The organism is Luteibacter sp. CQ10, assembly GCF_040900725.1.
GTDB lineage: Bacteria > Pseudomonadota > Gammaproteobacteria > Xanthomonadales > Rhodanobacteraceae > Luteibacter.
In genome coordinates, this window is sequence record NZ_JAEUYM010000001.1 from 1,442,864 (window position 1) to 1,468,656 (window position 25,793).

Genomic DNA, 25,793 nt, shown 5'->3' on the forward strand with positions numbered 1-25,793 from the left:
CGTTCGCCGGGGTGGGTAGCCCCTACGAAGCGATATTCATGCCATCGTACGTATCTGCATGAATAGCCTGATGAAAAGCGAAATTTTTACGCGCGGAAAGGCCCTTCGTTTCTTGCAGTGCGCACGGATTGTCTGCAAAAAACGTAGGACTCAGGGAGCGCCGGTGCGATTCGGACACAGGCCCGCGTCGTTGATCGCCGGCGGCAAGGGAAGCAGCATCACGACACGAACGCTTCCGTCGGCGTGGCACGACGCCACATAGCCCACGGCACCGGGCGTGGATGCCACGAAACGAACGACCGCTTCATCCGACGCCAGCACGTAAGGCGGGCTCACTCCCTGGAAGTACTGCCTGTCCCAGTAATCCTGCATCGGCCGTTCCGCCATGTGCAGGACGACTCTCGTGAACGCTTCGCGCAGGGGAGAGTCGGCCGGGAGATTGACCGGTCTCAGCCGGGTGCCGTCGTCGTCGACGAAGATGCGCTTGAGATAGACGTTGCGAAGCGTATCCCGGTCGAATGACAGGTGAGGGGCGGTCGGCGCCGTGATGATGGCGACCTGTACCTGCGCCGCTCCGGCGGCCTGGCCCGCGAGAGCCAGGCCGCCGAGCAGGACGCGTGCGGCGTTACGCGGCGTGAGCATGGCTCAGAACAACACCGAGATCGACGCCAGCCAGCCGGACGGGACAATGTCGCCGCCCTTGGTGTTGCGATGCTCCAGCTTCAGCACCAACCCGGGAATGGGGCGATAGTTGAGCGCTTCGGTTCGGACGAGGGTCGTCGTTTCCGGCACGGACGTGTGATAACGCTCGACCCGGCCGATCAGGTACAGGTGGGACGCAATGGGAAAGCCCGCCTCGACGAAGCCGCCGCGCTCACTGGAAAGCGGCGACGCGCCGCTTCGGTAGATCGCCTCGCCGGTGAGTTCCACGTACCGCGTGGTCCACGTGAAATCGATGCCGGTCAGCTTGTAGTCGTGCCGCGGTTCCTCCAGCTGGTAGGCGACGTAGGACGCGCCCACCGCAAGGCTGTCGCCCGCCAGGTGGTACAACACGCGGCCGCCCACTGCATGGCGGAAGTTGTTTCGAGGGCTCCGGTCGCCGGTGTAATCGGTAAAGGCGTCGTCCGCATCCTGGCCCACGCCCAGGTTCTTGCTGTCGTCCGCGAACACCCAGTAGTCGAGGTCCCGCCCCTTGACCGCGACCGTACCGAAGGCCATGGCGCCCGCCGCATGGCGGGCGAACGCGGCGGAGGTGGCAAGAGGGCGCGAGACGGTCCAGGTCAGCGGATCGGCGTGGACGAGGTTCCACTCGCCGATGGGCGTGAGGAACTTGCCGACGCGGAGCGTGATGGCGGGCGTCGCGTGGAAGTCGGCGTAGACCCGTTCCACGTCGATTTTCGCCTCGCCGCCGTCATTCTCGGCGCCGGTCACGTTCACGGTGCGGGACGTCGCCAGTTCGGTGAAGAACTGCCAGCGGTCGCCCAGGTCCTTGGTGACGAACAGGCTGACGTCGCGCAGACTCGAATTGGCGCGCGAGCCGTCGAGATCGAACACATGCACATCGGCGTATCCGCCGAGGCGCAGTCCCAGGCCCGGGAAATACAGTCCCTGGCCGAGCGAATAGGGGGCCGCCTGCCATGCGCCGCCTTCCGTCGTGTCGGCCGCGCGGGCACCGTTCGCGATAAAGAAGACCGACCCCAGGACGATCACGCCCAGGACCAGGGGACGAAGCGGATGCCGGCTCATGAAATACCTTCGGGGCGAAACGTCGACGAACGGAGGATGGCATAAGCTACGCCCGATTCTGCGACACTGTCGCAGGCATTCCCTAAGCTGACCCGCCTTGACGACACGATCGGCACTCTTCCGGCTCCTGTTCTGGACCATGCTCGGCACGATGACCGTGGTCGGCGCGTTGTCGTTCTTCCAGTTCCGCAACGCCTTGCAATGGGAGATCGCCGGAAACCTCCGTTTCGGCGCGACCGCGATGATGCAGCGCATCGACACCTTCCTGTTTTCGCATGTCGAGAACATGCGCGTCTGGCGAGGTATCGAAGTCATGCAGGACATCCGCGTGAAGGACGTCGACAAGCGGCTATCCCGTTTCCTCTCCAACCTGCGCGCCGGTCAGGACAAGGTCTACGACGCGCTGCTCTGCACCGACATGCAGGGGCGGGTGGTCGCCGCCAGCGACGCATCCTACATCGGCGGCCAAGCGCCCGGCTTATCGGATTGGCGGGCGGTTCCCGGACAGGGCCTGGATACCATTTCGGTGGCGCTGTCGTCCGATGGCGGGGGCACGAAAGCCATCGTATTGCGCACGGCCATTCCCAATGCGTTCGGCGACGGCTCGATCGGCTATCTCTACGCCTTCCTCGACTGGCGGGCCGTGCAGGATCTGCTCGACGGCGCCGTGAACCGCGGCTCGCGAGGGCTGCTCCTGGTCGACCGCGACGGCGAGGTGCTCGGTGCATCGTCGGCCCTTCGTGCTAAGCCGGAACTAAGGCAGCTTCACTTGAAACACTGGGAGCTTCCCGCCGCCGGGTCGACATCGTACGTGCATGACGGAAGCGGGCTCGGGTATGGAGAGCTTCTGGTCGGTGCGGCCACGTCGGGTGGGTCGCCGCCGTTCGAGGGTCTGGGGTGGCATACCCTCATGCTCGAACCGACGACGGTGTCGTACGGTCCGATCTGGGCACTTCTCTGGGCGATGGTCGGCGTGCTCCTGGCCACCTTGCTCGCAGGGTTATGGATCTCGTCACGGCTTGCCGACCGCATCGTCGCCCCGATCGTGGCCCTGACCGATTTCACCCGCGGCTTTCGCCAGGGGCAGACCTCGCTTCCGGCGAAGCCGTCCCGCGCCACGTCCGAAGTGGACGAGCTTCATCGGGCCTATACCGAGATGATCCAGGCGCTCGAACAGTCGCGTGAACAGGTCGTTCGCGCGGGCAAGCTCGCCGTGGTCGGCGAGATGGCGGCGATCATGGCGCATGAGGTCCGGACGCCGATGGGGATCCTGCGCAGCTCGGCGCAGCTTCTTCAAAGGGAGCCGGACCTCGACGAAAGGCAGCGCGAGCTGATCGGCTTCATCTTCAGCGAAACCGAGCGGCTGAATCGGCTGGTGACGCTCCTGCTCGAATGCGCGCGTCCCCAACCGCCGCAATTCATGTCGCACGACGTGATCGAGATCGTAGACAGCGTGATCGTCCTGCTCGAATCCCGTGTCGAACGCGCCGGCGTGACCCTGTCGAGGCAGTCCGACGGCGACGTCGTGCTCAGCTGCGACCGGGAGCAGTTCATGCAGGTGTTCCTCAACCTGATCCTCAACGCGCTGTCTTTCGTCGGCGAGGGCGGGCGCGTGCGGGTCAGCACCCATCGCGACGAGGACGCGCTGTGGATCAGCGTCGCCGACGACGGGCCAGGCGTTCCGCCGGAATTCCGGCAGCACGTCTTCGACCCGTTCTTCAGCCGAAGGGAAGGCGGTATCGGCCTCGGCCTCACCATCGTGCAGCAGATCGTGCAGGCTCACGGCGGCACCCTGTCCGTCGGCGAAAGCTCGTGGGGCGGTGCGTCCTTCAACCTTTGTTTCAAACAGCAGACGCCCGGCACATGACGACGAAACGGATCCTGGTGGTGGACGACGAGGCGAAGATGCGACGCATCCTCGAGCTTGCCCTCAAGTCCATGGGACACGAGGTGGAGCAGGCCGGAGACGGCGAGGAAGCCCTCGCGAAGATCGAGTCCGGATCGTTCGATCTCGTGTTGACCGACCTGCGCATGCCCCGCCTGGACGGCATCGGTCTGCTGACGGCTTTGCGTGACGCCGGCAGCGATCTTCCCGTGATCGTCATGACGGCCTACGGAACGATCGAGACGGCCGTCGCCGCGATGAAGGTGGGTGCCGCCGACTACGTCATACGGCCTTTCGAGATGGAAACCATCGAGATGGCGGTTACCCGCGCCCTGACGATGCAAGTCGTCCAGCGCGAAAACCGCTTTCTCAAAGACGAGGTATCGCGCGGCTGGGGAGACTTCGTCGGCACCAGCCAGGCCATGCAGGCGCTTTACGCGCTGCTGCGACAGGTGGCGCCCGCGCGTAGTAGCGTCTTCGTCGTGGGCGAGACCGGCACCGGCAAGGAATTGGTGGCCCGTGCACTCCATGTCGCCTCCGGCCGCAGCGGCCTTTTCGTGCCGATCAACTGTGCCGCCATTCCGGCGGACCTGCTGGAAAGCGAATTGTTCGGGCACGTCAAAGGCGCGTTCACGGGCGCGGCGCGCGACCGCATCGGCAAATGCGAGCTCGCCAGCGGCGGCACGCTCTTTCTCGACGAGATCACGGAGATGCCGATCGGCCTCCAGGCGAAGCTGTTGCGCGTCCTGCAGGAGTCGGTCATCGAGAAGGTGGGCAGCAACGTGGCCACGCCGGTCGACCTGCGTGTCGTCGCGGCGACCAACCGCGAACCGCAGCACTCGGTGGATGCGGGCATGCTCCGGCGCGATCTCTATTTCCGGCTCAACGTGGTGCGCGTCGACGTGCCGCTGCTCCGCGACCGGCGAGACGACATTCCTCTGCTCGTCGACTACTTCATCCAGAAGTATTCCGTCGAACTCAGCAGGGCACCGCCGAGGATGTCACCGGAAGCCCTGGGCATCCTGGAGACGTACGCGTGGCCGGGCAACGTTCGGGAACTGGAAAACCTCATCGAGCGGGCCATGGTGCTGTGCCGCGGCGACACCATCACCGTGGCGCACCTTCCTGCCGAGCTGGCCAGCACGACGGTTTCCGAACCGGTGGCGACGGCGGGTTCCCCAGCCGGGGCGTCGCTCGGGCCGTCATTGGCATTGCGGCCGCACGTGGACGAACTGGAACGACGGCTGATCGAGTCGGCACTCGAAGCGGCAAGCAACAACAAGGCCGCTGCCGCGCGGCTGCTCGAGATCAGCGAGCGGGCGCTTTGGTACAAGATCAAGCGTTACGGGCTTAGCTGAGCCGGAAAGCGCTAGAGCGACGGCGCCCTTTAAGTACTGCAAGCGCGGTCGGGCCGCCATGGCCGAGGCGACCGCCGCATCGGTTCCACCCCCTCCTGGTGCGTCTCGTGCGCTGAGACCTTGTGCCCGGGAAACGATGTCGGTAGGATTTATATATCGAACGATACATAACTACCTTGCACGAGAATGGCCATGAACCCTTCCTCTCTTCCCCTGGCCGGCAGGCGAGCCCTCGTTACGGGCGCCGCGCGCGGCATCGGCGCCGCCATCGCGCTGAAACTGGCCGAAGACGGTGCCGATGTCGCCATCACCTATGAGAAGTCGGCCGAGAAGGCCGAGGCGCTCGCCGCCGAGATTCGCGCCTTGGGACGCAAGGCCATCGCCGTCCAGGCGGATGCGGCCAGCCCCGACGCCTCGATCGCGGCGGTCGAACGTACCGTCGCCGAACTGGGCGGCCTGGATATCCTGATCAACAACGCGGGCGTTCTTGTCGCCGGACCCTTCTCGGACCTAACGCTGGAAGAGATGGACCTGCAGTTGAACGTCAACGTGCGCGGGGTATTCGTGACCACCCAGGCGGCGCTGAAGCACATCCCGGACGGCGGACGTATCGTCACGATCGGCAGCAACGCGGGGCTGGCCGTTCCGTTCCCCGGCATCGCGGTGTACGCGGCCACGAAGTCCGCGATGGAGAGCTTCACCCGCGGTCTCGCCCGTGAACTGGGGCCCCGCGCGATTACCGTCAATCTGGTCCGTCCGGGCCCGATCGACACCGACATGAACCCCGCCGACGGTCCCCTCGCGCCTTCCATTCTCCCGAGCCTGTCCATTGCCCGATACGGAAAAACGCGTGAGGTCGCCGACGCGGTTGCTTTCCTCGCCGGACCCGGCGCCGCCTATGTCACCGGTTCGGGCATCCTCGTCGATGGCGGGATAAGCGCGTAACCCCGCGGGTGACCCCTTCAGCACAGCGAATCGCAAAAGAAGAAAACATGACGAAGATGATGGTGGTTTGCACGGGTGACGCGGGCGTGCGATTCGATCGGGACTACTACGCGAACCAGCACTTCAGGCTGGCCAAGGCGTGCTGGGAAGAGCATGGACTCCAATCGGCGGAAGCGTTCTTCCCGTATGCGGAGACCGGCCAGTGGATATCCATCGGCGTCTACACCTTCGCCTCGGAGCAGGGGGTACACGACGCGTTGGCGAGCCCGAAAACGCAGCAGGTGATGGAGGACGTGAAGAACTTCACCGATGCGACCGTGGTGCTCCGCAGCCTGTTCCAGCCATTCTGAGCGAGACGGGTTCGACACCTGAGGCACGATGGACCGTGGATCATGCCGCACGTCGCCTCTTCGGCGTCGGCGCATAAAGCGTACATACCCCCGCCATCAGCAGGCTGATCCCGCCGATCCCGAGTGCCCAGATCGGCTGATTGTGAAAACACAAACGCAGCAACATTCCAAGGATGCTGGCGGCCAGTACCTGCGGGATCACGATGAAGACGTTGAAGATCCCCATGTACACGCCCATCTTCGCCGTCGGCACATCGTCGGAAAGCAACGCGTAAGGCAGCGACAGGATCGAAGCCCAGGCAAAACCGACGCCGACCATCGAAGCAAGCAACCAACGCGGGTCGCGGACATAAAGGAACGAGAGCAGGCCTACGCCGCCGAGGCACAGGTTCACGGCATGGCTCATGCGCAAGCCCCAGCGGCGGACCATGAGGGGAATCACCACCGCGGCCAGCGCGCCGAACCCGTTGTACGCGGCGAACAGCACGCCGACCCAGTTGGCTCCCTCGTTGTACACCGCCGAACCCGTATCCGACGTGCCGTAAATCGTCTGGGTGACGCCGGCCGTGGCGTAGATCCACATCGCAAACAGCGCGAACCAGGAGAAAAGCTGTACGCCCGCCAGCCGCCGCATGGACTCGGGCATGCCGTACAGGTCGCCGGCTATCTCGCGGAGCATCCCCCGGCTCGCCGTGCGGCTGAGCCAGACAAGCAGCAGGCCAAACGCGATCAGGCCGCCGGCCAGCAAGTAAACCTCCTTCTCCAACGAGAAATGTCGAATCGCAACCACCACCGCGGCACCGGCCAGCATGAGCAGCCATCCAGGCTTGCCTGCGCTCGACACGTCGACCCGTGGTCGCTCGGGCACCGCGTCGGCGAACGATCGCAACTGCGCGGGCGAGTACTCGCGGGTGGTCCGCATCGTCCATAGCACGGCCCCGAGGAGAACGCCGCCGCCCATGTAGAAGGCGTATTTGACCGTGTCCGGAATGCCGCCGTCGGCCGCCACGTTGGCGACGCCGAGCCTCGCGAGGCCCCAGGGCAACAGGGACGCGACCACCGCACCCGCACCGATGAAGAAGCTTTGCATCGCAAAGCCGGCCGGGCTCTGCCGTGCGGGCAGCTGGTCGCCGACGAGGGCGCGGAAGGGCTCCATCGAGACGTTGATGGACGCATCCAGAATCCACAGCAACCCGGCGGCCATCCACAGCGCGGGCGTATTCGGCATCCATAACAGGGCCAGCGAGGCGAACAGGGCACCCGCGAGGAAGTACGGCCGGCGCCGACCGAGCCGGTTCCAGGTGCGATCGGAATAGTGGCCGACGATCGGCTGCACGATCAGCCCGGTCAACGGCGCGGCGATCCACAAGGCGGGGATGTCGTTCACGTCCGCGCCCAGGGTCTGGAAGATCCGGCTGACGTTCGCATTCTGCAGCGCGAGGCCGAACTGGAGGCCGAGGAAGCCGAAGCACATGTTCCATATTTGCCAGAACGAGAGCGTGGACCGCCTGGTGATCGGAACCTGCGCCTGTTCCGCGCCTTTCTCCGCGGGATAGCTACCCGCGTCGGAGACACGCTCAGCACGCACGTGGCCGGCCCGTGCAAGGGTTGTTGCAGCTCATGGATACTCCCTCCCTGCACAGTTATGGCACGGCCGGGAGTATCCCGCATGTTGCAATCGCAGCATCGACGGCTCGGGCCGCCCTTGAAAAGCGGCCGATCCTGACGGCATAGTCGATCGACAGCGTGACGACAACGGAGAATCCATGCGGGTACGCCTCGAAGATGTGGCACGTAAGGCGGGCGTATCGCCCAAGACGGTGTCACGCGTACTCAACGACGAGGCCAACGTCACCGATGCCACGCGTGAACGCGTGCGGGCCGCCATGGAAGCGATGGACTACCGCCCGAACCCGTCGGCGCGCAGCCTGGCGGGCCATCGCTCGTTCGTCATCGCGATGCTTTACGACAACAACGACAACCCGGCATCGACCTACCTGGCGGAGATCCAGGACGGCGTGCTCGAAGCCTGCGATGCCCATCGCTACAGCATGATGCTGCGCCCCCTGCGGATGCGGGACAGCGACTTCATCCGGCGCGTCGATGCCCTGATTTCCGACCACCATCCCGATGGCGTCGTGCTGACGCCTCCCATCACCGACTACGCGCCCCTGCTGAAGCGCCTGCGCGAACTCGGCGTTCCCTATGCCAGCGTGTCGCCCTTGCGGCGCGGCAAGGCCCTGGGCGTCACGATGGACGAGCAGCTCGCCGCGCGTGCGATGGTCGAACACCTCATCGGCCTGGGACACCGGCGAATCGCCCACGTCATCGGCATCGCGAACCACGGTGCGAGCCGTTGGCGCCTCGCGGGTTATCGCGAGGCGATGGCCGCCGCGGGCCTGACCGAGGATCCGGCGTTGGTGGTGCAGGGCGCGTTTACCTTCGCCTCTGGCGTGGAAGCGGCGCGAAAGCTGTTCTCCTTGCGAAAGCGGCCGACCGCGGTGTTCGCCGCCAACGACGACATGGCCACCGGCGTCATGTGGGCGGCGGGGGAGTATGGCCTGAAGGTGCCCCAGGACGTGTCGGTCTGCGGTTTCGACGACACGCCGCTGTCACGTCAGCTCTGGCCGGCACTGACCACCGTCCAGCAGCCCAGTCGCGAGATGGGCAAGATTGCCGCCGAGCAGCTTCTGGCCGATCTGCGCGGGCAGGGTGCCGGGCGGCTCGTACAGATTCCGTTCTCCCTGCAGGTTCGCGGCTCGACCGCCGCCGCTCCCTGAAGCGCGTCGCCGGCCGGGGAGCGGCGATGGCCATGCTGCATAGCAAATTGACAGCGCTGTCATACCTGACATCATCCGCTCCGAAAAGCGTGCCGTCGGTGCGCGCGCAGGGAGCCCCGTCGTGCCATTGCCGCCGTTTTCGAGAAGCATTCCCGTGGCGCTGTCTATTGCCGGTGCCTTGCTGATGACCTTTCCCGCCATGGCAGACGATATGGCCACCGCCCACCCGGACTTCTGGCCAAAAGCGGCATCGCCGTTGCCGCGCGATCCCGCCATCGAATCGCGGATCCGGGACGTGCTGGCGAAGATGTCCATCGAAGACAAGGTCGGCCAGATGATCCAGGCCGACATCAAGGACGTGACGCCCGACGACGTGCGCCAGTACCGGTTAGGCTCGGTGCTGGCCGGCGGGAACTCCAAGCCCCCCGGGCATCCCTTCCCGGACGCGTCGGATTGGAAGGCATTGTCGGATGCGTTCTACCGCGCATCCATGGATGCCTCCCACGGGAGGCTCGCCATCCCGGTGCTGTTCGGTATCGACGCCGTGCATGGCCACAACAACCTCGTCGGGAGCACGCTGTTCCCCCAGAATTCGGCGCTCGGCGCCGCGCGCGATCCTGAGTTGATCCGTGAGATCGGCGAGGTCACCGCGCGTGAGCTGCGTGCGAGCGGCATCAGCTGGACGTTCGCGCCCACGCTCACCGTGCCGCAGGACGTGCGCTGGGGACGCGCCTACGAGGGCTATTCGCAAGACCCGGCATGGGTCGCGCAGTACGCCGCCGCGGTGATCGAAGGCCTGGAAGGCAAGCCGGGTACGCCGCAGTTCCTTGACGCGGGACACGTCATCGCCACCGCCAAGCATTTCCTCGGCGACGGAGGCACCCACGATGGCAAGGACCAGGGTGACGCGAAGGTCAGCGAAGCGGTACTGCGTGACGTACACGGTGCGGGTTATCCGCCCGCGATCAACGCGGGCGTGCAGGTCGTCATGGTCTCGTTCTCGAGCTGGAACGGGGTCAAGATGGCGGGCAACCGGTCGTTGATCACTGGGGTGCTGAAGGAGCGCATGGGCTTCGACGGCATCGTGCTGGGGGACTGGAACGCCCATGGCCAGGTCCCGGGCTGCACCAACGAGAGTTGCGCCCCGGCGTACAACGCGGGTCTGGACATGCTCGAGGCGCCGGATTCGTGGAAAGGCCTGTACAAGAACACCTTGGCCCAGGCAAAAGCCGGCGTAATCCCGATGAGCCGCATCGACGATGCGGTGACGCGTATCCTGCGCGTCAAGTTGCGCCTGGGCATGTTCGACGCCGGGCTTCCGTCGTCCCATCCCCTGGCGATGGCCTCGGCGGAGGTCGTCGGCAGTCCCGCCCACCGCGCGGTTGCCCGCCGAGCCGTGCGTGAATCGCTGGTGTTGCTGAAGAACAATGGCGGTGTCCTCCCGATCGATCCGCGCAAGCGCATCCTCGTGACCGGCGACGGCGCCGACAACATCTCAAAACAGAACGGCGGATGGACCCTGGGCTGGCAGGGGACGGGCCTGACCAATGCCAATTTCCCGGGCGCCACCTCCATTTGGGCCGGGCTGCGGACGCAGATCGAAGCCGCCGGCGGCCACGCCGAGCTCTCCGTGGATGGGGTTTACGCGCAGAAGCCCGACGTCGCCATCGTCGTGTTCGGCGAGGATCCCTATGCCGAGTTCCAGGGTGACCTGCCGAACCTCGCCTACCGTCCCGGCAACGATCGCGACCTGGCGCTGCTCCGCAAACTGCGCGGGCAGGGTGTGCCCGTCGTGGCGGTGTTCCTGACGGGGCGGCCGCTGTGGATGAATCGCGAGATCAATGCCGCCGACGCGTTCGTCGTGGCGTGGCTCCCGGGCAGTGAAGGGGAGGGCATCGCGGACGTGTTGCTGCGCAACCGCGATGGCCGCGTCGACCACGACTTCCACGGCAAGCTGGCCTATGTCTGGCCACGCAACGCGCTCCAGGTCACCGGCGCGATCGCGAAGGACGATCGTCCACAGTTTCCGCTGGGCTTCGGCCTGACCTATGCCGACCGCAAGTCGATGGGACCGCTGCCCGAGGATCCCGGCGTCGAACTGAGTTCCGCGCAGGCGGGTGTCTACTTCACCCGCGGCAAGCCAGCGCGTGATTTCGTGCTGAACCTGACCGGTGCCGATGGCATGGCGACGCATGTGAGCGCCACGCCGGCCGCTACGGCAGACGGCAGCCTTCGCATCGGTGCCCTCGACTACAAAGCCCAGGAGGACGCGCGCAGTTTCCACTGGAGCGCCAAGGGCGGCGGCGCATCGAACGTGGCCCTGGTGGCTCCCGCACCGCTCGATATGGACCGTGAGACCAACGGCGACGTGCTCCTGGTCACGACGTTGAAGGTGGATGCTCTGGCACCGGATGACACGTCGACCATCGGCGTCGGCTGCGGTGCCGGGTGTGGCGGAGACGTACCCATCGGGCGGCAACTCGCCGCCTTGCCGCGCGGCGAATGGCTGCGCGTGGGCATCCCGTTGAAGTGTTTTCGCGACGCCGGCGCGGACATGAGCAAGGTCGACCAGCCCTTTGAATGGTCCAGCCGTTCCGCCGGGCAGATCGCGATTACCGATGTGTCACTGGGTACGGTCACGGATCGCACGTTGACGTGCCCCGCTCACGGGAGCAAGCCGTAACGACGTCCCACGGAGTCATGGCCGCGCGGTCACGTGCCATGGCTTGCGCACTCGGACGTCCATTTGCTTTTGCACCATTATCCAGGTCGGGAAGAGATCGGAAGGCGCTGCGAGGCTTTTTTTATAGAGTTTGGTAAGTGCGGAACGCTTGTTGCCCTGCGGCAAGCTTTCCCGGCAGCAGCGTTCTATGATTCGATAATGACAGCGCTGTCATTCTTGGGGGCGGCGCTTGGGGAATGGGGAAATGGTGTCATGGCCGTCGCACGCGACGGACCGCACAGAACCAAGCCATCAAGGGAGAACCAGATGAATCTGCGTCACAAGTTGATGTACGTCGCCATGTCACTTGCCTTCGCTCCCGGCACGCTGCTCGCAGCGGACCAGGACACGACGGCGCCCAAACCGTCACCCGACCGTCAGGACGCCGCCGACAAGGCGGAGAAGAAAGTCCAGAACCTGGACGCCATTTCGGTATCCGCCACCAAGCGCGATACGCCGCTGCAGAAGACGCCGGTGGCGGTGACGGCGATTGCCGTCGATACGCTCGACCGTGAGCGGGTCATGACGGTACAGGACCTGACCAAACTGGTTCCTGGCCTCCAGGGCACGTCGCAGGGCGACCATGGCGTCGTGACGCTCACGCTGCGCGGCATCGGTAACGACAGCGCCAAGACCGAATACGCCGATCCCGAGGTCGCCACGTTCGTCGACGGCATCTACGCGCCTCGCGCCGAGGCCGCATCGGGCTTGCTGTTGGACATGGACGGCGTCGAAGTGCTGCGTGGTCCGCAGGGTACGTTGTGGGGGCGCAACTCCACCGCGGGTGCGATCAGCTTCCAGACCGCCAAGCCGGAGATTGGCGGCGGCTTCTATGGCAATGCGCAAGTAGGAGCGGGCAACTACCATCAGTTCGGCTCGCGCGCCGCCTTCAACCTGCCCATCAGCGATACCTTCGCCATGCGCGTCGCCGTGGTGCATGAGCAGCACGATGGCTACGTCGATTACCAGAAGCCGTCGGGACAACTTCCCAGCCTCGCCGATCAGCAGGCGGCCTATCTCGCTTCACCGGCGTCGGGTGGCACGCTGGCCGGGTTCAAGCCGATCGATCCGGGCCAGTACGTGCAGGGCGGCGACAAGTACAACTCGCAGGATCAATCCGCCGCGCGTGTCAGCGCGCTGTGGCAGCCCAGCGATGCGTTCAAGTGGAACCTGTCGTACGAGTACTTCATCGATCGCGGCACGCCCAGCATGAGCCTCATGCAGACGCCGCGCGAGGGACAGAAATTCTGGTCCGCACTGATCGACACCGCGCCCTACCTGCACCGCACCTCGAGCACGGTGCGCAGCCGGATGGACTGGAACATCACCGACGGCGTGCAGCTCAGCTATATCGCGGGTTACAACCATTACTCCGGCCAGAGCGACTTCGACCAGGACGTGGGCGTCAGCGTACCGACCAGTTTCACCACCAACGGCGTATACCAGGACGACCGTACCAACAGCTCGACGTACACGAACTGGAGCCAGGAAATCAACCTGAAGTCCACCGGACCGCAGACCGTGGACTGGATCCTCGGCGCGTACTACGGCTACGAAGACAACAGCATCCGGTTCGACATTCCCATCATGAACGGTACGCGCTACGGCACGGTGAACTGGCAGGGATCGTTCATCCAGCCCAAGGAAACGGTGGAATCGTATGCCCTTTTCGGCCAGGCCACCTGGCACCTCAGCGACCATTGGCGACTCACCGGCGGCGCACGCTGGTCGCACGACGACAAGGAAAACAAGGGCGGCATCAACTGGGGTTGGGCGTATGATCCCACCGTGCCACAGGTGCCGATCTCCCCGGATGTATATCCGGACCCGTCGAACGGCTTCAGCATCTCGCAGCGGAACACCGCCAAATACAGCAAGGGCAAGCCCACCTGGCTGCTCCGCCTGGATACCGACGTCAGCGAGAACGGCCTGGTGTATGCCAGCGTCTCCACCGGCTACAAGTCGGGCGGCACGCAGGACGCCGGCACGTTGTACAAGCCCGAGACGTTGACCAACTACGAAGTCGGCAGCAAGTTCGCCTTCCTCGACGGGCACCTGACATGGAACTCGGCGGTCTACTACGAAAACTTCAAGAACTTCCAGCTTTCCGCACCGATCGTCTATCCCGATGGCAACCACGGGCTGGGCTTCTCCAACGTGGGCGGCAGCACCAAGGTATTCGGTATCGAATCGGAACTGGCGTACCAGCGGCAGGGCGATCGTTTCAACCTGATCTTCTCGGCCATTCCGAAGAAGGAACTCGGCAAGCTGGTCTACGCCGGTTCGAACGACTACCAGGGCCTGCCGGCATGCCCGCCGGAATCCAACCTCGCCAATTGCGCGAACGTCACCGGTAACGACCTGCCGCATGCGCCGAATTTCTCGCTCACGGCCATCTTCGAGCACGATTTCCAGCTCGGCAATGGCGGCCGCCTGACGCCACGGCTCAGTGCGCAGTACCAGAGCGCGCAGTGGCTGAGCTATTTCAACCTGGGCGAGGGCGACCGGCAGAAGGCTTACACGCGCGGCGACGTGGCGTTGCGTTATAGCGAGCCGGGCGACAAATGGTGGGTCAATGCCTATGTGCAGAACGTATCGAACGGGAAGATCCGAACCAGTGCCGGGCGCTTCCTGATGTCCGACGGCTCGCTGCAGTACGTGTCGCAGTACCTCGCGCCACGCACCTACGGCATCCAGCTCGGCGTCTGGCTCTGAGGTAGCGCGGTCTGGTCCTCATGGGCGTATCGGCCGCGCGAGGTTTGCCGTTCCGCCGGCGGCGCTCCTCCGGGCGCCGCCATCCCTCCCCGTGAACGGCGCTTTTGCCGGGTGCGCATCGCGTCGCCCGGCATTTCTTTTAGTGGAACGACACCATGGCGCGTCTGAAGAAGGTACTGGTGGTGGGCGGCGGCACCGCGGGATGGCTGGTGGCGTGCTACCTGGCCAAGGCGGTCAACGCGGTCGATCCACGCAGCGTGCAGGTGCACCTGGTGGAGTCTCCGGATATCGGCCTGCTCGGAGTAGGGGAGGCCACGTTCCCCTCCATTCGCGGCACGCTGGCCGCGATCGGACTCGACGAACGCCGCTTCCTCGTCGGCGCCACCGCGACGTACAAGCAGGGCATTCTCTATCGCCATTGGGTCCGGCCATCGGGCTCGCCGGGGGCCGATCACTTCTTCCATCCGTTCAACGCCCCCAGCCAGCGCCCAGGCGGACCCGACTTGCTTCCTTATTGGCTGCTCGGCGCCGCGCCACCGGGGATGCTGTTCGCCGATGCGGTATCGATGCAGAGCACGGTGGTCGATCACTTTCGTGCCCCGAAGCGCCGGAAAGACGGTGACTACCAGGGACCGATGAACCACGCCTTCCACTTCGATGCCGCGTGCTTCGCCCGCGTGCTGGCCGAGCACGGCCAGGAGGTGCTTGGGGTGGTGCGACATGTCGCGACGGTGGAACGGGCGGAACGGGACGAGCGCGGTGGCATCGCACGGGTGGTCACGAAGGAAGAGGGCGAGCTGACCGCCGATCTCTACGTGGATTGCACCGGGCTTCGCGGGTTGCTGCTGGGCAACGTGATGCAGTCACCCTTCCGCAGCCGCGCGGACGTGCTCTTCGCCGATCGCGCGGTCGCCATGCAGGTGCCGTACGACACACCCGATGCGCCGATCCCCTCGTACACGATCTCGACCGCCCAGGAAGCGGGCTGGATCTGGGATATCGGCCTGCAGCGGCGGCGTGGCGTCGGCTACGTATACTCCTCGCGGCACACCACCGACGACAACGCCGAAGCGGTCTTCCGGCGGTACCTCGGCAAGGCCGGGGAGGGCGGCAAGGCCATGCACATCCGGTTCGAAACGGGCTACCGCCCTGAACACTGGCGCCAGAACTGCGTGGCGGTAGGACTGGCCGGTGGCTTCGTCGAACCGCTGGAGTCCACCGGCATCGCGTTGATCGAACTGGCGAGCTACCTGCTGACGCACCTGCTGCCGGGCGACACCGACGACATGGCAGGCGCCGCACGTCACTTCAACGAGATGATGGCGGCGCGTTATGACCGCATCATCGACTTCATCAAGATGCATTACTGCCTGAGCCAGCGGCGCGACTCCGCGTTCTGGGTCGACAACCGCGACATCGCCGGTATTCCGTCAACACTGCAGGACAAGCTCACGAAGTGGAAGCACCGGCCGCCGCACCGGCTGGACTTCGTCACCGACCTGGAGATGTTCATGCCGTGCAGTTGGCAATACATCCTCTACGGGATGGAGTTCCGGACCGATCTCGCACCGATGCGCAGTGCTTACCCGCATATGGATGCGGCGCGGGACGAGTTCGCGATGATTCAGCGGGCGGCGGGCAGGGCGCTGGGAGATCTGCCGGATCATCGGATGCTCGTCGAACAGCTGTGTAGCGAATACGCCGCAAGTAGCCGGGGCAGGGCCAGCGCGGCGCACCGCTAAACGGAATCGCCTCCGCGAAACTTCACGGATGTTTGGGGCTGTCGCCGTCTTGCAGCTTCTTCAGGTGCTCGGCGCCGTGGGTATTGGACGGATTGAGTGCCAGCGACTTGCGGTAATTCGCGATGGCGTTCGGTTTATCGCCCAGCGTCTCATAGCCTTCGGCCAGGCTGTCGAAGGCGTTCCAGCTGGTCGGCCATTGCTCCGCGTTGTAGCGGAACAGCCCGAGCGCCTGGGAGCCCTTGCCTTCGCGCAACAGGCCGTAGGCCCAGGTGTTGACGAAATCCTCCGAGAGATGCAGTTCCGGATGCGTGCGCTTTACGTCGGCAATCACACGCGATGCATGGGCGTAACGATCCTCCTGCAGTGCGCTTTCGAGCGCCACCAGCGCCGGCGGCCGTCCCCAGATCTCTTCCAGTGCCTGGTTGGCCAGGCCCTGAAGATCGTTCTGCGCTTCGCCCGGCCGGTTGGCCAGGAGGATGATTCCGTAGCCGAGCGCTGGATACATTTCGATGTAACTGGCGCAGCCGAAGGTGCTGCCCGACATGCGCAGACGCGGCTTGTTCTCGACCGTTCTGCTCAGAACCCAATTGAGGCCCATCGCGGAATCGCCTGGATCGCCCCAGGCCGGCTTCTGGGTCAACCGAATGGACGGGTCCGTGGCTTTCAATTCCGCGGCCAGGAACTTCGCCATGTCGCGCGTGCTATATCGTAGGCCGCCCGCCATCAGGAACGCGTCTTCATACATGCGCGGCATGGCGACGTGGCGCTTGTTGTATCCGTCGACCTCCAGGGATTCCCGGCTTTTTCCGAACCCCGTCTGCATGCCCAGCGGCTTCTCGATATAGCGCGCCACCAGGCTTTGGTACGGTTCGCCGTAGACCTTCTCGAGAATGCGGCCCATGAGCACTGGCGCGAGGTTGGAGTGTTGCGTCTGGGTGCCTGGCTTGCGGCTGAGCTTGGCTTGCTTGAGTTCGTCGTAGACCTGATTCGGTGTGATGCGTTTCATCGCGTCTATCGCGATGAAGGGCGCCTTGTCCGGATCGACGCCGACGGGAAACGGATTGGGCAGGTTGTCTGGCAGCGCCGAGGTGGTCGTGACGAGGTCGACGATGCGCACCGGCGTGCCTTCCCATGCCAGGTTCGGGTAGTCGCCGGGCAGGTAGCGGCGGATGTCGTCCTGGAGGTTGATCTTCCCCTCCAGCACGGCGTGCGCAAGGATCAACGCATTGAACACCTTGCTGACCGAGCCGATCTCGTAGACCGAGTCTGCGGTGGGCGGCTTGTCCTTGCCGCGCGTGGTCGTACCGAAGTCGTAAAAATGCGGCTGGCCGTTCCTGACCACCGCGATCGATACGCCGTCGGCGCGGCCGTCCGTGATGAACTGGGCTCCTAGCCGCTGGAAGACGCGGTCCATCCGCGCTTGCTCGGACTCGGGGGCATCCTGCGCCAGGACGATGGAGACAGGCATCGGGGCGAGGCAAATCAGCAAGAGGAAGAGCTTGCGAAACGGCATCGTGTCTTTCCTGTGAGCCATGGGGCGCGCAACGCCGACCACGGCCGGATGGCCGAGTGCGAGCGCGTCGGTAGGAGGGATGCACGATGGCGGAAAAAGGTTGCAACCTACTGCATCGACGGGTGACCCCCTGCCACGTAGGCCCGCCATGCCGGTACCCCGTAGCCGCGGTTGTGACCAGGAAGGGAGATCAGGGGTAGGGTAGACGTCGCAGGGGACAGCAAGCGCGATCAAATGACACCGCCGCGGGTGGGCTAGCATGGCGCTTCGCTCGGGGGATCAGGTATGGCGGCGGTGCAGCGCGCACTTTGGTACATCGAAAGTCATTCGGGACAGGCGCTTGCGCTGACGGACGTGGCGCGTGCCGCGGGCGTGTCCACGTTCCACCTCTCACGTCTGTTCCAGACGGCCACGGGGTGGTCGGTGGTCAGATACCTGCGCATGCGTCGGCTCAGCCAGGCCGCGGCCGCCCTGGCGGCCGGCGCAAAGGACATCCTCGATGTCGCCTTGTCGGCGGGTTACGGAAAGCACGAGGCGTTCACGCGTGCCTTCGGTGATGCCTTCGGAAAAACGCCGGAAGAGGTTCGGAAACAGGCGTCTCTGGATGGCGTGGACACGGTTTCGCCCCTTCGCGTGATCGAGGAACCCGCACCCGCACTGGCGGCGTTGCGTGTCGAGACCATTGGCCCGCTGTTGCTGTCGGGTATCAGCCATGCGTATCGGGCAAGCGATACGGCAGGCATTCCCGCGCAGTGGCAACGTCTGTTCGATCAGTATGCCGATCGCGTTCCGGCCGCGCCGGCTTACGGCGTGTTTGTGGCAGGCGACGACGACGGCTGCGTGGAGTACCTCGCCGGCCACGCCCTATCGCGCCTTGCGGAGGCGCTGCCTGGCCACGACACGCTACGGTTGGCGCAGCGACGCTATGCGGTCGTGAGGCACAACGCGCATATCGGATCCATTCCACTGACGTGGCGAGCCATGATGGACGACTGGTTGCCCGCGTCAGGCCTGCGTGCCGTCGATGCCCCCGATTTCGAACGTTACGGCGCCTCGTTCGAGACCGCGACCGGCGAAGGCGGCGTGGATATCTGCGTCCCCATTGAATGACGTGCCGAAGGACCTCCGATGAATCGACTCACCCGCATTTTCGTCTTCACTGCTGCCTGCCTGGTCACCGCTGCGGCTGACGCCGCCGTCGGCGAGATGCACCGGTCCACGACCACGCCGACCGCCGCGCTTCGTGACGCGTCGGGTTCGCCACGTGTCGCCATCACCGTCTGGTATCCCGCCACCGACGGCGCCATCGAAAAGCCGTTGCTGATCGGTCCACCGAACCGGCCGCTTTTCGATAGCGGCCAGGCGGCGCCGGACGCGCCCGTGGCAAACGGTCGCCATCCGGTGGTGCTGCTCTCGCACGGCTTTGGCGGCACCGCCAGGGTCATGGCCTGGTTCGGCACGCGGTTGGCCGACGCCGGGTTCATCGTCATCGCCGTGGATCACCCGGGCAGCAATGGCCTGACGCCCATCACCCGTACCGGCGCGACATGGTGGTGGGAGCGCGCGGAAGACCTCAAGGCCGCGTGGACGGCTATACGTCAGGACGACGTCATCGGGCCGCACCTGGATACATCGCGCCTAGGGGTTGCGGGTTTCTCTGCAGGAGGTTTCGCGGCGCTGGTCGCGGCCGGCGCGCGCGTCGACGTCGACCATTTCGTGACGTTCTGTAAGGGGCATCCCGACGACGGGGTATGTGCGCCACAGCTCGAGGCGCCGGCACTGTCGGCCCGCGATGCCGACACGGCCATGGCCGATCCGAAGGTTCGAGCCGGCCTTGCCGACGCATCCGCGGACCATGCCGTCCCAGGTGTGCGCGCCGCCTTTGCCATGGCACCGGCGCTGGTCCAGGCGCTGGATCCCGCGTCGCTGCCGCGTATGAAGGTGCCCGTGTCTATCGTGGTGGGCGACGCGGACACGGTCGCCCCCGCCGCGACTAATGCCAGTGTCGCCGCTCAGGCCATTCCGGGCGCCCGCGAAGAGGTGCTGCCCCTCGTGACGCATTACGACTTCCTGGCCACGTGCCAGCCCGCAGCGCGGCAGGTGGTGCCCCAGTGTGCGCAGGCCAACCGCCAGGGGGCGGCGCACGATGCCGCCATTCGGCAGGCGTTGCGGGTGTTCAAGGGCATGACGCCGCAGGGGGTGGGGAAGGGTACGCCAGTACCACCGGTGCGCTAGGATCGTGCCCTCGACGGGCCGACAGGACGTAGAACGTCGCGCAAAGTAAGCTTCTGAATGAACCTATCCGGCCGAAAGTTCCGCAGGGAGGACAATAGGCTCATGTTATCGAGGGTCAAAGCACGGCTGTCGCCCCACGCTGAGTTGTAATAGGCGGTGCCAGACAGGCTAGTGACCTTCCGACTGTCCGCCTCTGGGACATAAAGCTGGGCGATTAGGGCTGGTTATCGGGGGTAGGAAGGCAGCCTCTAGGATGCGTCGACTGAGCAGCCCGGCTAGACGTCGAAACGACAGGATCTTCTGCAATATTGCTGAAAAGTTACCCGCACAATCCTTTTCTACATCTTACGTTACAAAAATCGAGAAGACCCGAGGCGGGTTATTCCGACGACAATGTCACCAATCGCCGCCCAGATCGAGCGATCGGACCCCTGCGTTTGTTGTTGAGAGGCGAAGTCAATGCCAAAGGTGGGGAACAATCGCTATTGACAAAGCCCCCCCGAATCCCGGAGCTTGCGTGACGGGCTACAGGGGACGATCGTGTGTCGAAAGTTTTGATCAAGGAGGTCGTGGCGGATCTGCCCTTCTTGGGAAGGCAACACCTGCCGTTCGCACCAGCCAAGACGGATACATCGTCTGTCACCATTCTCATCGGGCGGAACGGAAGCGGAAAATCCACCATCCTTCGCGACCTGACGGTCACCATGCGCGATTTCTTTTCCGGACGCCGTCGTGCTCGTCATAGTGGTAGTCGGGTGGTTCGCTTAGATATCGAGAGCGATGGTCATCTTGATGTGCTCGAACAGAGCGGGCTCGATGGAAGGCCGTTCAACGAGCGAAGCCTGATCAAGGGTAGGGGGGGCGGCCCGAGTAAGATCATCGCACTCTCATTTACGCCCTTTGACAAGTTCCCCATCGGCGAGAACATTGCTCGAAGAGGTCGTCCGGACGAAGCCGTGGCGCGATATGTGTATCTCGGCTTCAAAGGCATGCGAGCCTCTCCGCGAGCCTTGCTACGCCAGTCTATCGATCAGCTAGCCTTCGCGGCCTCCAGCCCTGTTTCGGACCACCGCGTTGTCGATGTGTTGGCCGCGATCGGATATCGGCCGGTGCTGACGATCGATTACCAGATGAATCGCCTGGACAACGTACTCTCATCCGAACACATCGATCGTCAGCGGATCGAGGCGCTCATGGCGAACATCGAGCCACTGCTGAAGCCTGTTCCTGGCAAGATCGGCCGAAGCCTCTCGTATCGCTTCGATTTTGATCAGGGCACGGCGAGCAATTTCGCATCGAACAGGATCGATTACGACACCCTTCGCCAGTTGGTCCGCGCCAACGTGTTGCATATGACCTCGGCAACTCTCGAGCGTCCTGACGGTGACGAGGTGCAGCTTCTCGACCTTTCATCGGGCGAGCTGAGCTTACTTTGCGGATTTCTGGGGTTGGCGGCGCATCTTGAAGAGGGGTGTGTCGTCCTCGTTGATGAGCCGGAAAACAGCCTCCACCCCGAGTGGCAGCTGAGTTATGTGGAAATGTTGGATGCCGTGCTGCAAAGTCGCAGTGGCTGCCACTACGTGATAGCGACCCATTCGCCCCTTATAGTCAGCGGATTCGCAAGCCGGGGATGTGCCATCTTGCGGCTCGACCAACAGCCTGTGCGGATTGGCGATGACGCCGTGGCGAATGCCTCGCCAGATGCGACGTTGATGAGCGCATTCAATGTCCTCACGCCAGAAAACAACTTCCTGAAACAGCTGGTGCTGGAAGCGCTGACGCTCATTGAGCAGGGGCGACATGGTGAGGCGCGTGCCCAGCGTATCGCTGGATTCCTGGCTGGCTTCCACGATGACATCCCCGATGACGAGCCACTTCGCGACCTCGTTCGGAACATTTGCCTGGCCACTCTAGAGAAATGAACGCCAAGTTTCTGCCGAGCGAACAGGCCGCGATCAATGCGGTGCGTAAGTCCTGCGAGCAGGACGACCTCAACGCATGGTTCGATCAGTCCCAGGTAAAGGCACGCTTCAAAAAAGCCAGCATGCAGACCCAGGGGTTGAGGTGTTGTTACTGCCAGAAATATAACGACTCGACGAACAACAATCACTGGGACTTGGAGCATATCCTCAGCGAGGACAGCTATCCGCAGTTCTTCGCGGTGGACGACAATCTCGTTGTTGCCTGCAAACGGTGCAATGGCGCCAAGGGGAATCAGGATGTCCTCCTACCCAAGCCAACGCTGGGGCATCAGCTATCTGTCCTACCAATGGATTCGGAAAGCTATGCCATTCCCCATCCGCGAATCGACAGCTGGGCGGATTGTCTTTCTCATGTTAACTATCAGATCTATAAAGCAAAGAACGGAAAGGGCCTTGAGTTGGTCCAGGTTTGCAAGTTAAACGAACCAGCCATCAAGCGGGCGGGTCTCACCTATGAGAGCATAGTCGCCGCCGCGAGGAGGAACTTCTTCGACGTGCTGTGCGTCCAGATTCCCTGGACCTTGCCCGACGAAGACGTGTTGGAGCACATGGCGAGGTTGACTGAAAGTGCGGAGAACGAGCGGCGAGACATGTTACTCACGCCATTATCGAAGAGGCTAGACTCACTGAATAAAAAAGCGGAGAGGATCCTTCCCAAACAAGCCGTTAAGGAGGCCAAGCAACTTGCTTTGAAGCAAAAAAAAGGGAAGGTCACAGCCAAGAAGATAAGAGCTAAGGTCGGCACGATGCAGATAAATTATGCGGACTTGGCTGAGGTGCTGCTGCTGACAGCGGTAAGGGATGGCAGCGGACCCAAGAAGCCGCTTATGCTGGAACACAAGTCCGAGGAAGGGAAACCGGACTACGAGTAATCACAGTTCGGAAGGAGCTGTCGTCAGGTAACACCCGGACGTCTCGATTGATTCTCAAGCCCAATAGCCGGAGGGGGATGATTCGCCGGTGTTATCGAGGGTAGGGCTTCTCTATGATTCCGACCCGAAGCGGACCCTACGGTCCAGCCTGTTCATTTGACTATACGCTTGGTAATTAGCCGGATGCGGCGAAGATAAGCTTTGTTCAGAACTAAGCGGTGGCGGTATTTCTCGGCACGCCGCATACGAATAAACGGGCATCGGGTCCACCTATTCAGTAGCTAGGCCTTAGGGGAGAAACGCCGAATGGTCAAAGTCATCTTAAAGCGCTTTGCAGAGCTCTCTGACCAGCTGTCGGATCTCGCGAATACCATGCAGGTCAAGCACAGCGAGTATTCGGGGCGCTACGAACAGGTCGATGTCGAGCAGTTTCTCAACTGGTGCGTTAAGGCGCGCAGCCTAATTGGCAATGCATGCGGTCGGGAGTCTGAGCACTACAAGTCGTTCATTGCGGCAGAAGAACCAAGCCCTTTCTCCGGAAACTACGAAAACCTCAAGAGCCTCCGAGCCGTATTCACTGCAGCGCGTGAAGATTTTGAGGGTGGCTATCTCGTCTCAGTTCGCAACCTCGTTCAGGCCGAAATTGCAGACTCTGAGCTAGATCAAGCCAGAGAGCTTCACAAGTCAGGTTACATATCCGCAGCCGCCGTGGTCGCAGGCGTGGTTTTGGAGACAACGTTGCGCACGTTGTGTGACTTGCACGGCATTGCACACGGCAAGCTAGACAAAATGAACGCCGATCTGGCTAAGACAGGTCAGTACAACATCCTCATGCAAAAGCGAATTACTGCGCTGGCGGCCATTAGGAACAGCGCGGCTCATGGGAGCACCGGTGAGTTCACAGCCGCCGACGTGTCCTCCATGATTTCCGACGTTGAGCGATTTGCCAAGGATTCCCTTCCGTGAGTTTGGACACAGTGCGGATCGCCGGCTGCTTGCAGGGATTCGGCAGCTGCTTGAGCCGGTGGGGGCGGTGGACAGCACGGCGACTCGGTGGCGCACGGTGGCCGGGGTCCACGGACCCAATTTGGCCTTGAGCCCGGCGGCCACCAGGGCCTGGTCGACCGCCGGCGGCAGCTCCCAGGCGAGCTCCCCCTCGGCCGAGCGCCAAACCACTCGCTGGTGGGAGGCCGCTCTGTCGGCCTCGCGGAGCCATATAGAGAGTGAAATGACATCGGAACGAGCCGCTATTGCGAGCGCCTAGGCCGCACTGGCGGACGATGCCGAGGCTCTCCAATCACGCCTTGTCGATGGACTCGCCTCTGCGTCCCAGGCGGACCAAGCGCGTCTTCTCGCCGAGCAGCGTTTGGAGGATCTGAAGGGTATCGCCGCTGAACTGCGCTTGCAGCTGACTCGAGCCACGACCTTACTTGACGCTGCCGAGGCGCGCGCTAACAGGCTGCAAGACGAGCTCACGGCCCACGTTCAGCAACTGCAGATACGGGAAATCGACTTTTTCGAGGAGCGACGCCTTCAAGCGGAGCATTTGCGAGGGGTCGAGAATCGCGAGCATACGGAAATTGATCGAGCACGCCAGGAGTCCCGAGAACGTAAGAAGCTTGTCGACGCCGCCATCGCCCATACGTCCTGGGGCGAGCCGTGGCTATGACGCCATAAAGCTCGTGGTCAAAATTAAGCCACTGAGGACAAAGTTAAGCGGGTCTCGTCGACACCGACCATGATCTGGACCGTCTTTCGGAGCCAACGTCGAATTCGCGCATAATGTATATTATGTCTAGTTACATCGGACCGAATGGCGGTACGCCGCTCCGGGCATGCTGTTGCATCTGAGCCGCTTGGTAGCGTAGCTAGCCAGCTGGCTATACCGACCCCGCAGCCTGGTTAGGTGCCGCGTGACCGGAAGCCGATAGCCTTCGTGACCGGCTTAGCTGCTAGCTGCGACGACAATGTTGGGGCCAGTGGCGGTGTAACGCCATGTGGGCACCTGGCGAGTTTCTACGTCTAACGTGAGCTCCATGAGCGGCCGGTGACGTGCGCCTGCAACCTCATGGTCATATGAAGTGATATCCCGGCGTCACTCGCGGGTCATCCGTATGCGTGACCGTCCACATTGGGGTGAGGTCACTATCATGGAGTTATTTCGATGTTCAATCGCATCTTGAGGCTTGTGGGCGTGGTCGCCTTGTTGCTAGCCACATCCGTGCATGCCGCTGCCCCCGAGACACTCGATTCGAAACTCCAGTTGCTGAGGCAAGCCTACTGCGCCGCCCAAGGCGGAGAAGACATATCTGCAAGCGGCGCTTTCACCAAAGGACCTGGTGTAGGCGAAGTTGTCGCTTGCCGCCTCACCGGCGCCCGCAGTGATTCGGCCCATCCCAATAAGGAAGATTCGTTCATTACCCTCCCCCCCTTCACCTTCGTCGGCGCAGCTCTTTATCCGCCTTCCGGCAGCGTCACTGTGGCGGCGGCCAACCCGATCTTCAATACCAGTTGCGCCGCGGATATTTTCATCAAAGCTGCAAACGGATTTCCCGCCGTCAGTCACGGCACGGCCACGATCAATTGCAGGGGCTATAACAGTCATGGCAAGGTCAACGGTTGTAGCATCGACTGGTCAGGCCCGGTCAATGTCACTGTCGGTCAGGAACCATACGGTGGCCATGTGTCACTAGCCTTCGGCTGCATTGTCGTTGCTCCAGGCAGCATCGCGTCCGCTATGAATCTGAAGTACGTTGATCCGATCTATGCATCGATCTCGTACTCTCACCCGGACGAAACGTCCAACATCGGAATCGTCGTTCAATGAAGTCAGTGTCGGCAATCCGGATCGCGTGCTTTGCCGTCGTCCCGATGATGTTTTGTGCCTGCACCGGAACGGTCACTCCTCGCGCACCGGCGACCAACGGTCGTCCGGTGACCGTCAGTTG

19 protein-coding genes and 1 pseudogene are annotated in these 25,793 nt (G+C 63.4%); 15 read left to right on the forward strand and 5 right to left on the reverse strand.

What is annotated here, in order from left to right:
• Positions 1–150 precede the first annotated feature (150 nt).
• Both JNG39_RS06275 and JNG39_RS06280 read right to left on the reverse strand, forming a co-directional pair.
• On the reverse strand, positions 151–642 hold the full coding sequence (locus JNG39_RS06275) for a hypothetical protein (RefSeq protein ID WP_368310301.1): 492 nt from the start codon (positions 640–642) through the stop codon (positions 151–153).
• Between the two features lie 3 nt (positions 643–645).
• On the reverse strand, positions 646–1,746 hold the full coding sequence (locus JNG39_RS06280) for a porin (protein WP_368310302.1): 1,101 nt from the start codon (positions 1,744–1,746) through the stop codon (positions 646–648).
• Positions 1,747–1,843: 97 nt separating this feature from the next.
• Here JNG39_RS06280 and JNG39_RS06285 point away from each other — a divergent pair, with 97 nt between their 5' ends.
• The 4 genes from JNG39_RS06285 to JNG39_RS06300 all read left to right on the forward strand — a co-directional run bounded on the left by JNG39_RS06285 (position 1,844) and on the right by JNG39_RS06300 (position 6,284).
• Positions 1,844–3,613 carry an ATP-binding protein gene (locus JNG39_RS06285; RefSeq protein WP_368310303.1) on the forward strand — a complete coding sequence of 590 codons (1,770 nt, stop codon included), beginning with the start codon at positions 1,844–1,846 and terminating at the stop codon, positions 3,611–3,613.
• Positions 3,610–4,989, forward strand: a complete 1,380-nt coding sequence (locus tag JNG39_RS06290) for a sigma-54-dependent transcriptional regulator (RefSeq protein ID WP_368310304.1) — start codon at positions 3,610–3,612, stop codon at positions 4,987–4,989. The genes JNG39_RS06285 and JNG39_RS06290 overlap by 4 nt, the downstream gene beginning before the upstream one ends.
• A gap of 192 nt (positions 4,990–5,181) precedes the next feature.
• The gene (locus tag JNG39_RS06295) at positions 5,182–5,934 is read left to right on the forward strand and encodes an SDR family oxidoreductase (protein ID WP_368310305.1); all 753 of its coding nucleotides are present in this window, start codon (positions 5,182–5,184) and stop codon (positions 5,932–5,934) included.
• 47 nt (positions 5,935–5,981) lie between these two features.
• Positions 5,982–6,284 carry an EthD family reductase gene (locus tag JNG39_RS06300; protein WP_368310306.1) on the forward strand — a complete coding sequence of 101 codons (303 nt, stop codon included), beginning with the start codon at positions 5,982–5,984 and terminating at the stop codon, positions 6,282–6,284.
• Positions 6,285–6,324: 40 nt separating this feature from the next.
• On the opposite strand, the gene JNG39_RS06305 is transcribed toward JNG39_RS06300, so the two are convergent.
• Positions 6,325–7,758 carry an MFS transporter gene (locus JNG39_RS06305; protein WP_368310307.1) on the reverse strand — a complete coding sequence of 478 codons (1,434 nt, stop codon included), beginning with the start codon at positions 7,756–7,758 and terminating at the stop codon, positions 6,325–6,327.
• 292 nt (positions 7,759–8,050) lie between these two features.
• Between JNG39_RS06305 and JNG39_RS06310 the strand changes: the two genes are divergently transcribed.
• The 4 genes from JNG39_RS06310 (at position 8,051) to JNG39_RS06325 (ending at position 16,243) form a co-directional block, all read left to right on the forward strand.
• Complete coding sequence (locus JNG39_RS06310; protein ID WP_368310308.1) at positions 8,051–9,064, forward strand: LacI family DNA-binding transcriptional regulator; 1,014 nt, start codon at positions 8,051–8,053, stop codon at positions 9,062–9,064.
• 184 nt (positions 9,065–9,248) lie between these two features.
• Positions 9,249–11,747 carry a glycoside hydrolase family 3 N-terminal domain-containing protein gene (locus JNG39_RS06315; RefSeq protein WP_368310813.1) on the forward strand — a complete coding sequence of 833 codons (2,499 nt, stop codon included), beginning with the start codon at positions 9,249–9,251 and terminating at the stop codon, positions 11,745–11,747.
• A gap of 306 nt (positions 11,748–12,053) precedes the next feature.
• Positions 12,054–14,501 (forward strand): TonB-dependent receptor, encoded by a 2,448-nt coding sequence (locus JNG39_RS06320; protein ID WP_368310309.1) that lies wholly within the window; start codon positions 12,054–12,056, stop codon positions 14,499–14,501.
• A 155-nt stretch (positions 14,502–14,656) separates the two neighbouring features.
• The gene (locus tag JNG39_RS06325) at positions 14,657–16,243 is read left to right on the forward strand and encodes a tryptophan halogenase family protein (protein WP_368310310.1); all 1,587 of its coding nucleotides are present in this window, start codon (positions 14,657–14,659) and stop codon (positions 16,241–16,243) included.
• A gap of 22 nt (positions 16,244–16,265) precedes the next feature.
• On the opposite strand, the gene JNG39_RS06330 is transcribed toward JNG39_RS06325, so the two are convergent.
• The gene (locus tag JNG39_RS06330; RefSeq protein ID WP_368310311.1) at positions 16,266–17,756 is read right to left on the reverse strand and encodes a serine hydrolase; all 1,491 of its coding nucleotides are present in this window, start codon (positions 17,754–17,756) and stop codon (positions 16,266–16,268) included.
• 285 nt (positions 17,757–18,041) lie between these two features.
• Here JNG39_RS06330 and JNG39_RS06335 point away from each other — a divergent pair, with 285 nt between their 5' ends.
• The 5 genes from JNG39_RS06335 (at position 18,042) to JNG39_RS06355 (ending at position 23,811) form a co-directional block, all read left to right on the forward strand.
• On the forward strand, positions 18,042–18,866 hold the full coding sequence (locus tag JNG39_RS06335; RefSeq protein WP_368310312.1) for a helix-turn-helix domain-containing protein: 825 nt from the start codon (positions 18,042–18,044) through the stop codon (positions 18,864–18,866).
• An 18-nt stretch (positions 18,867–18,884) separates the two neighbouring features.
• On the forward strand, positions 18,885–19,991 hold the full coding sequence (locus JNG39_RS06340; protein WP_368310313.1) for an alpha/beta hydrolase family protein: 1,107 nt from the start codon (positions 18,885–18,887) through the stop codon (positions 19,989–19,991).
• Between the two features lie 569 nt (positions 19,992–20,560).
• On the forward strand, positions 20,561–21,913 hold the full coding sequence (locus JNG39_RS06345; RefSeq protein WP_368310314.1) for an ATP-binding protein: 1,353 nt from the start codon (positions 20,561–20,563) through the stop codon (positions 21,911–21,913).
• A complete protein-coding gene (locus JNG39_RS06350; RefSeq protein WP_368310315.1) occupies positions 21,910–22,845 on the forward strand; it encodes a hypothetical protein in 936 nt (311 codons plus the stop codon). Before JNG39_RS06345 ends, JNG39_RS06350 begins: the two co-directional genes overlap by 4 nt.
• A gap of 306 nt (positions 22,846–23,151) precedes the next feature.
• Entirely contained in the window at positions 23,152–23,811 is a 660-nt protein-coding gene (locus JNG39_RS06355; protein ID WP_368310316.1) for a hypothetical protein, read from the forward strand.
• Between the two features lie 7 nt (positions 23,812–23,818).
• Here the strand turns inward: JNG39_RS06355 and JNG39_RS06360 are convergent.
• Positions 23,819–24,012, reverse strand: a pseudogene (locus tag JNG39_RS06360) (integrase); the annotation flags it as partial.
• Between the two features lie 199 nt (positions 24,013–24,211).
• Here JNG39_RS06360 and JNG39_RS06365 point away from each other — a divergent pair.
• Positions 24,212–24,514, forward strand: coding sequence for a hypothetical protein (locus tag JNG39_RS06365; protein WP_368310317.1), 303 nt, complete (start codon positions 24,212–24,214; stop codon positions 24,512–24,514).
• A gap of 495 nt (positions 24,515–25,009) precedes the next feature.
• Positions 25,010–25,672 carry a hypothetical protein gene (locus tag JNG39_RS06370; protein ID WP_368310318.1) on the forward strand — a complete coding sequence of 221 codons (663 nt, stop codon included), beginning with the start codon at positions 25,010–25,012 and terminating at the stop codon, positions 25,670–25,672.
• The last annotated feature ends 121 nt before the right edge of the window (positions 25,673–25,793 follow it).

Bases quoted from the DNA above. Each gene is read 5' to 3' on its own strand.
- JNG39_RS06275 (WP_368310301.1), bottom strand. From the start codon at position 642: ATGCTCACGCCGCGTAACGCCGCACGCGTCCTGCTCGGCGGCCTGGCT.
- JNG39_RS06280 (WP_368310302.1), bottom strand. From the start codon at position 1,746: ATGAGCCGGCATCCGCTTCGTCCCCTGGTCCTGGGCGTGATCGTCCTG.
- JNG39_RS06290 (WP_368310304.1), top strand. From the start codon at position 3,610: ATGACGACGAAACGGATCCTGGTGGTGGACGACGAGGCGAAGATGCGA.
- JNG39_RS06295 (WP_368310305.1), top strand. From the start codon at position 5,182: ATGAACCCTTCCTCTCTTCCCCTGGCCGGCAGGCGAGCCCTCGTTACG.
- JNG39_RS06300 (WP_368310306.1), top strand. From the start codon at position 5,982: ATGACGAAGATGATGGTGGTTTGCACGGGTGACGCGGGCGTGCGATTC.
- JNG39_RS06305 (WP_368310307.1), bottom strand. From the start codon at position 7,758: ATGTGCTTCGGCTTCCTCGGCCTCCAGTTCGGCCTCGCGCTGCAGAAT.
- JNG39_RS06310 (WP_368310308.1), top strand. From the start codon at position 8,051: ATGCGGGTACGCCTCGAAGATGTGGCACGTAAGGCGGGCGTATCGCCC.
- JNG39_RS06315 (WP_368310813.1), top strand. From the start codon at position 9,249: ATGACCTTTCCCGCCATGGCAGACGATATGGCCACCGCCCACCCGGAC.
- JNG39_RS06320 (WP_368310309.1), top strand. From the start codon at position 12,054: ATGAATCTGCGTCACAAGTTGATGTACGTCGCCATGTCACTTGCCTTC.
- JNG39_RS06325 (WP_368310310.1), top strand. From the start codon at position 14,657: ATGGCGCGTCTGAAGAAGGTACTGGTGGTGGGCGGCGGCACCGCGGGA.
- JNG39_RS06330 (WP_368310311.1), bottom strand. From the start codon at position 17,756: ATGCCGTTTCGCAAGCTCTTCCTCTTGCTGATTTGCCTCGCCCCGATG.
- JNG39_RS06335 (WP_368310312.1), top strand. From the start codon at position 18,042: ATGGCGGCGGTGCAGCGCGCACTTTGGTACATCGAAAGTCATTCGGGA.
- JNG39_RS06340 (WP_368310313.1), top strand. From the start codon at position 18,885: ATGAATCGACTCACCCGCATTTTCGTCTTCACTGCTGCCTGCCTGGTC.
- JNG39_RS06350 (WP_368310315.1), top strand. From the start codon at position 21,910: ATGAACGCCAAGTTTCTGCCGAGCGAACAGGCCGCGATCAATGCGGTG.
- JNG39_RS06355 (WP_368310316.1), top strand. From the start codon at position 23,152: ATGGTCAAAGTCATCTTAAAGCGCTTTGCAGAGCTCTCTGACCAGCTG.
- JNG39_RS06370 (WP_368310318.1), top strand. From the start codon at position 25,010: ATGTTCAATCGCATCTTGAGGCTTGTGGGCGTGGTCGCCTTGTTGCTA.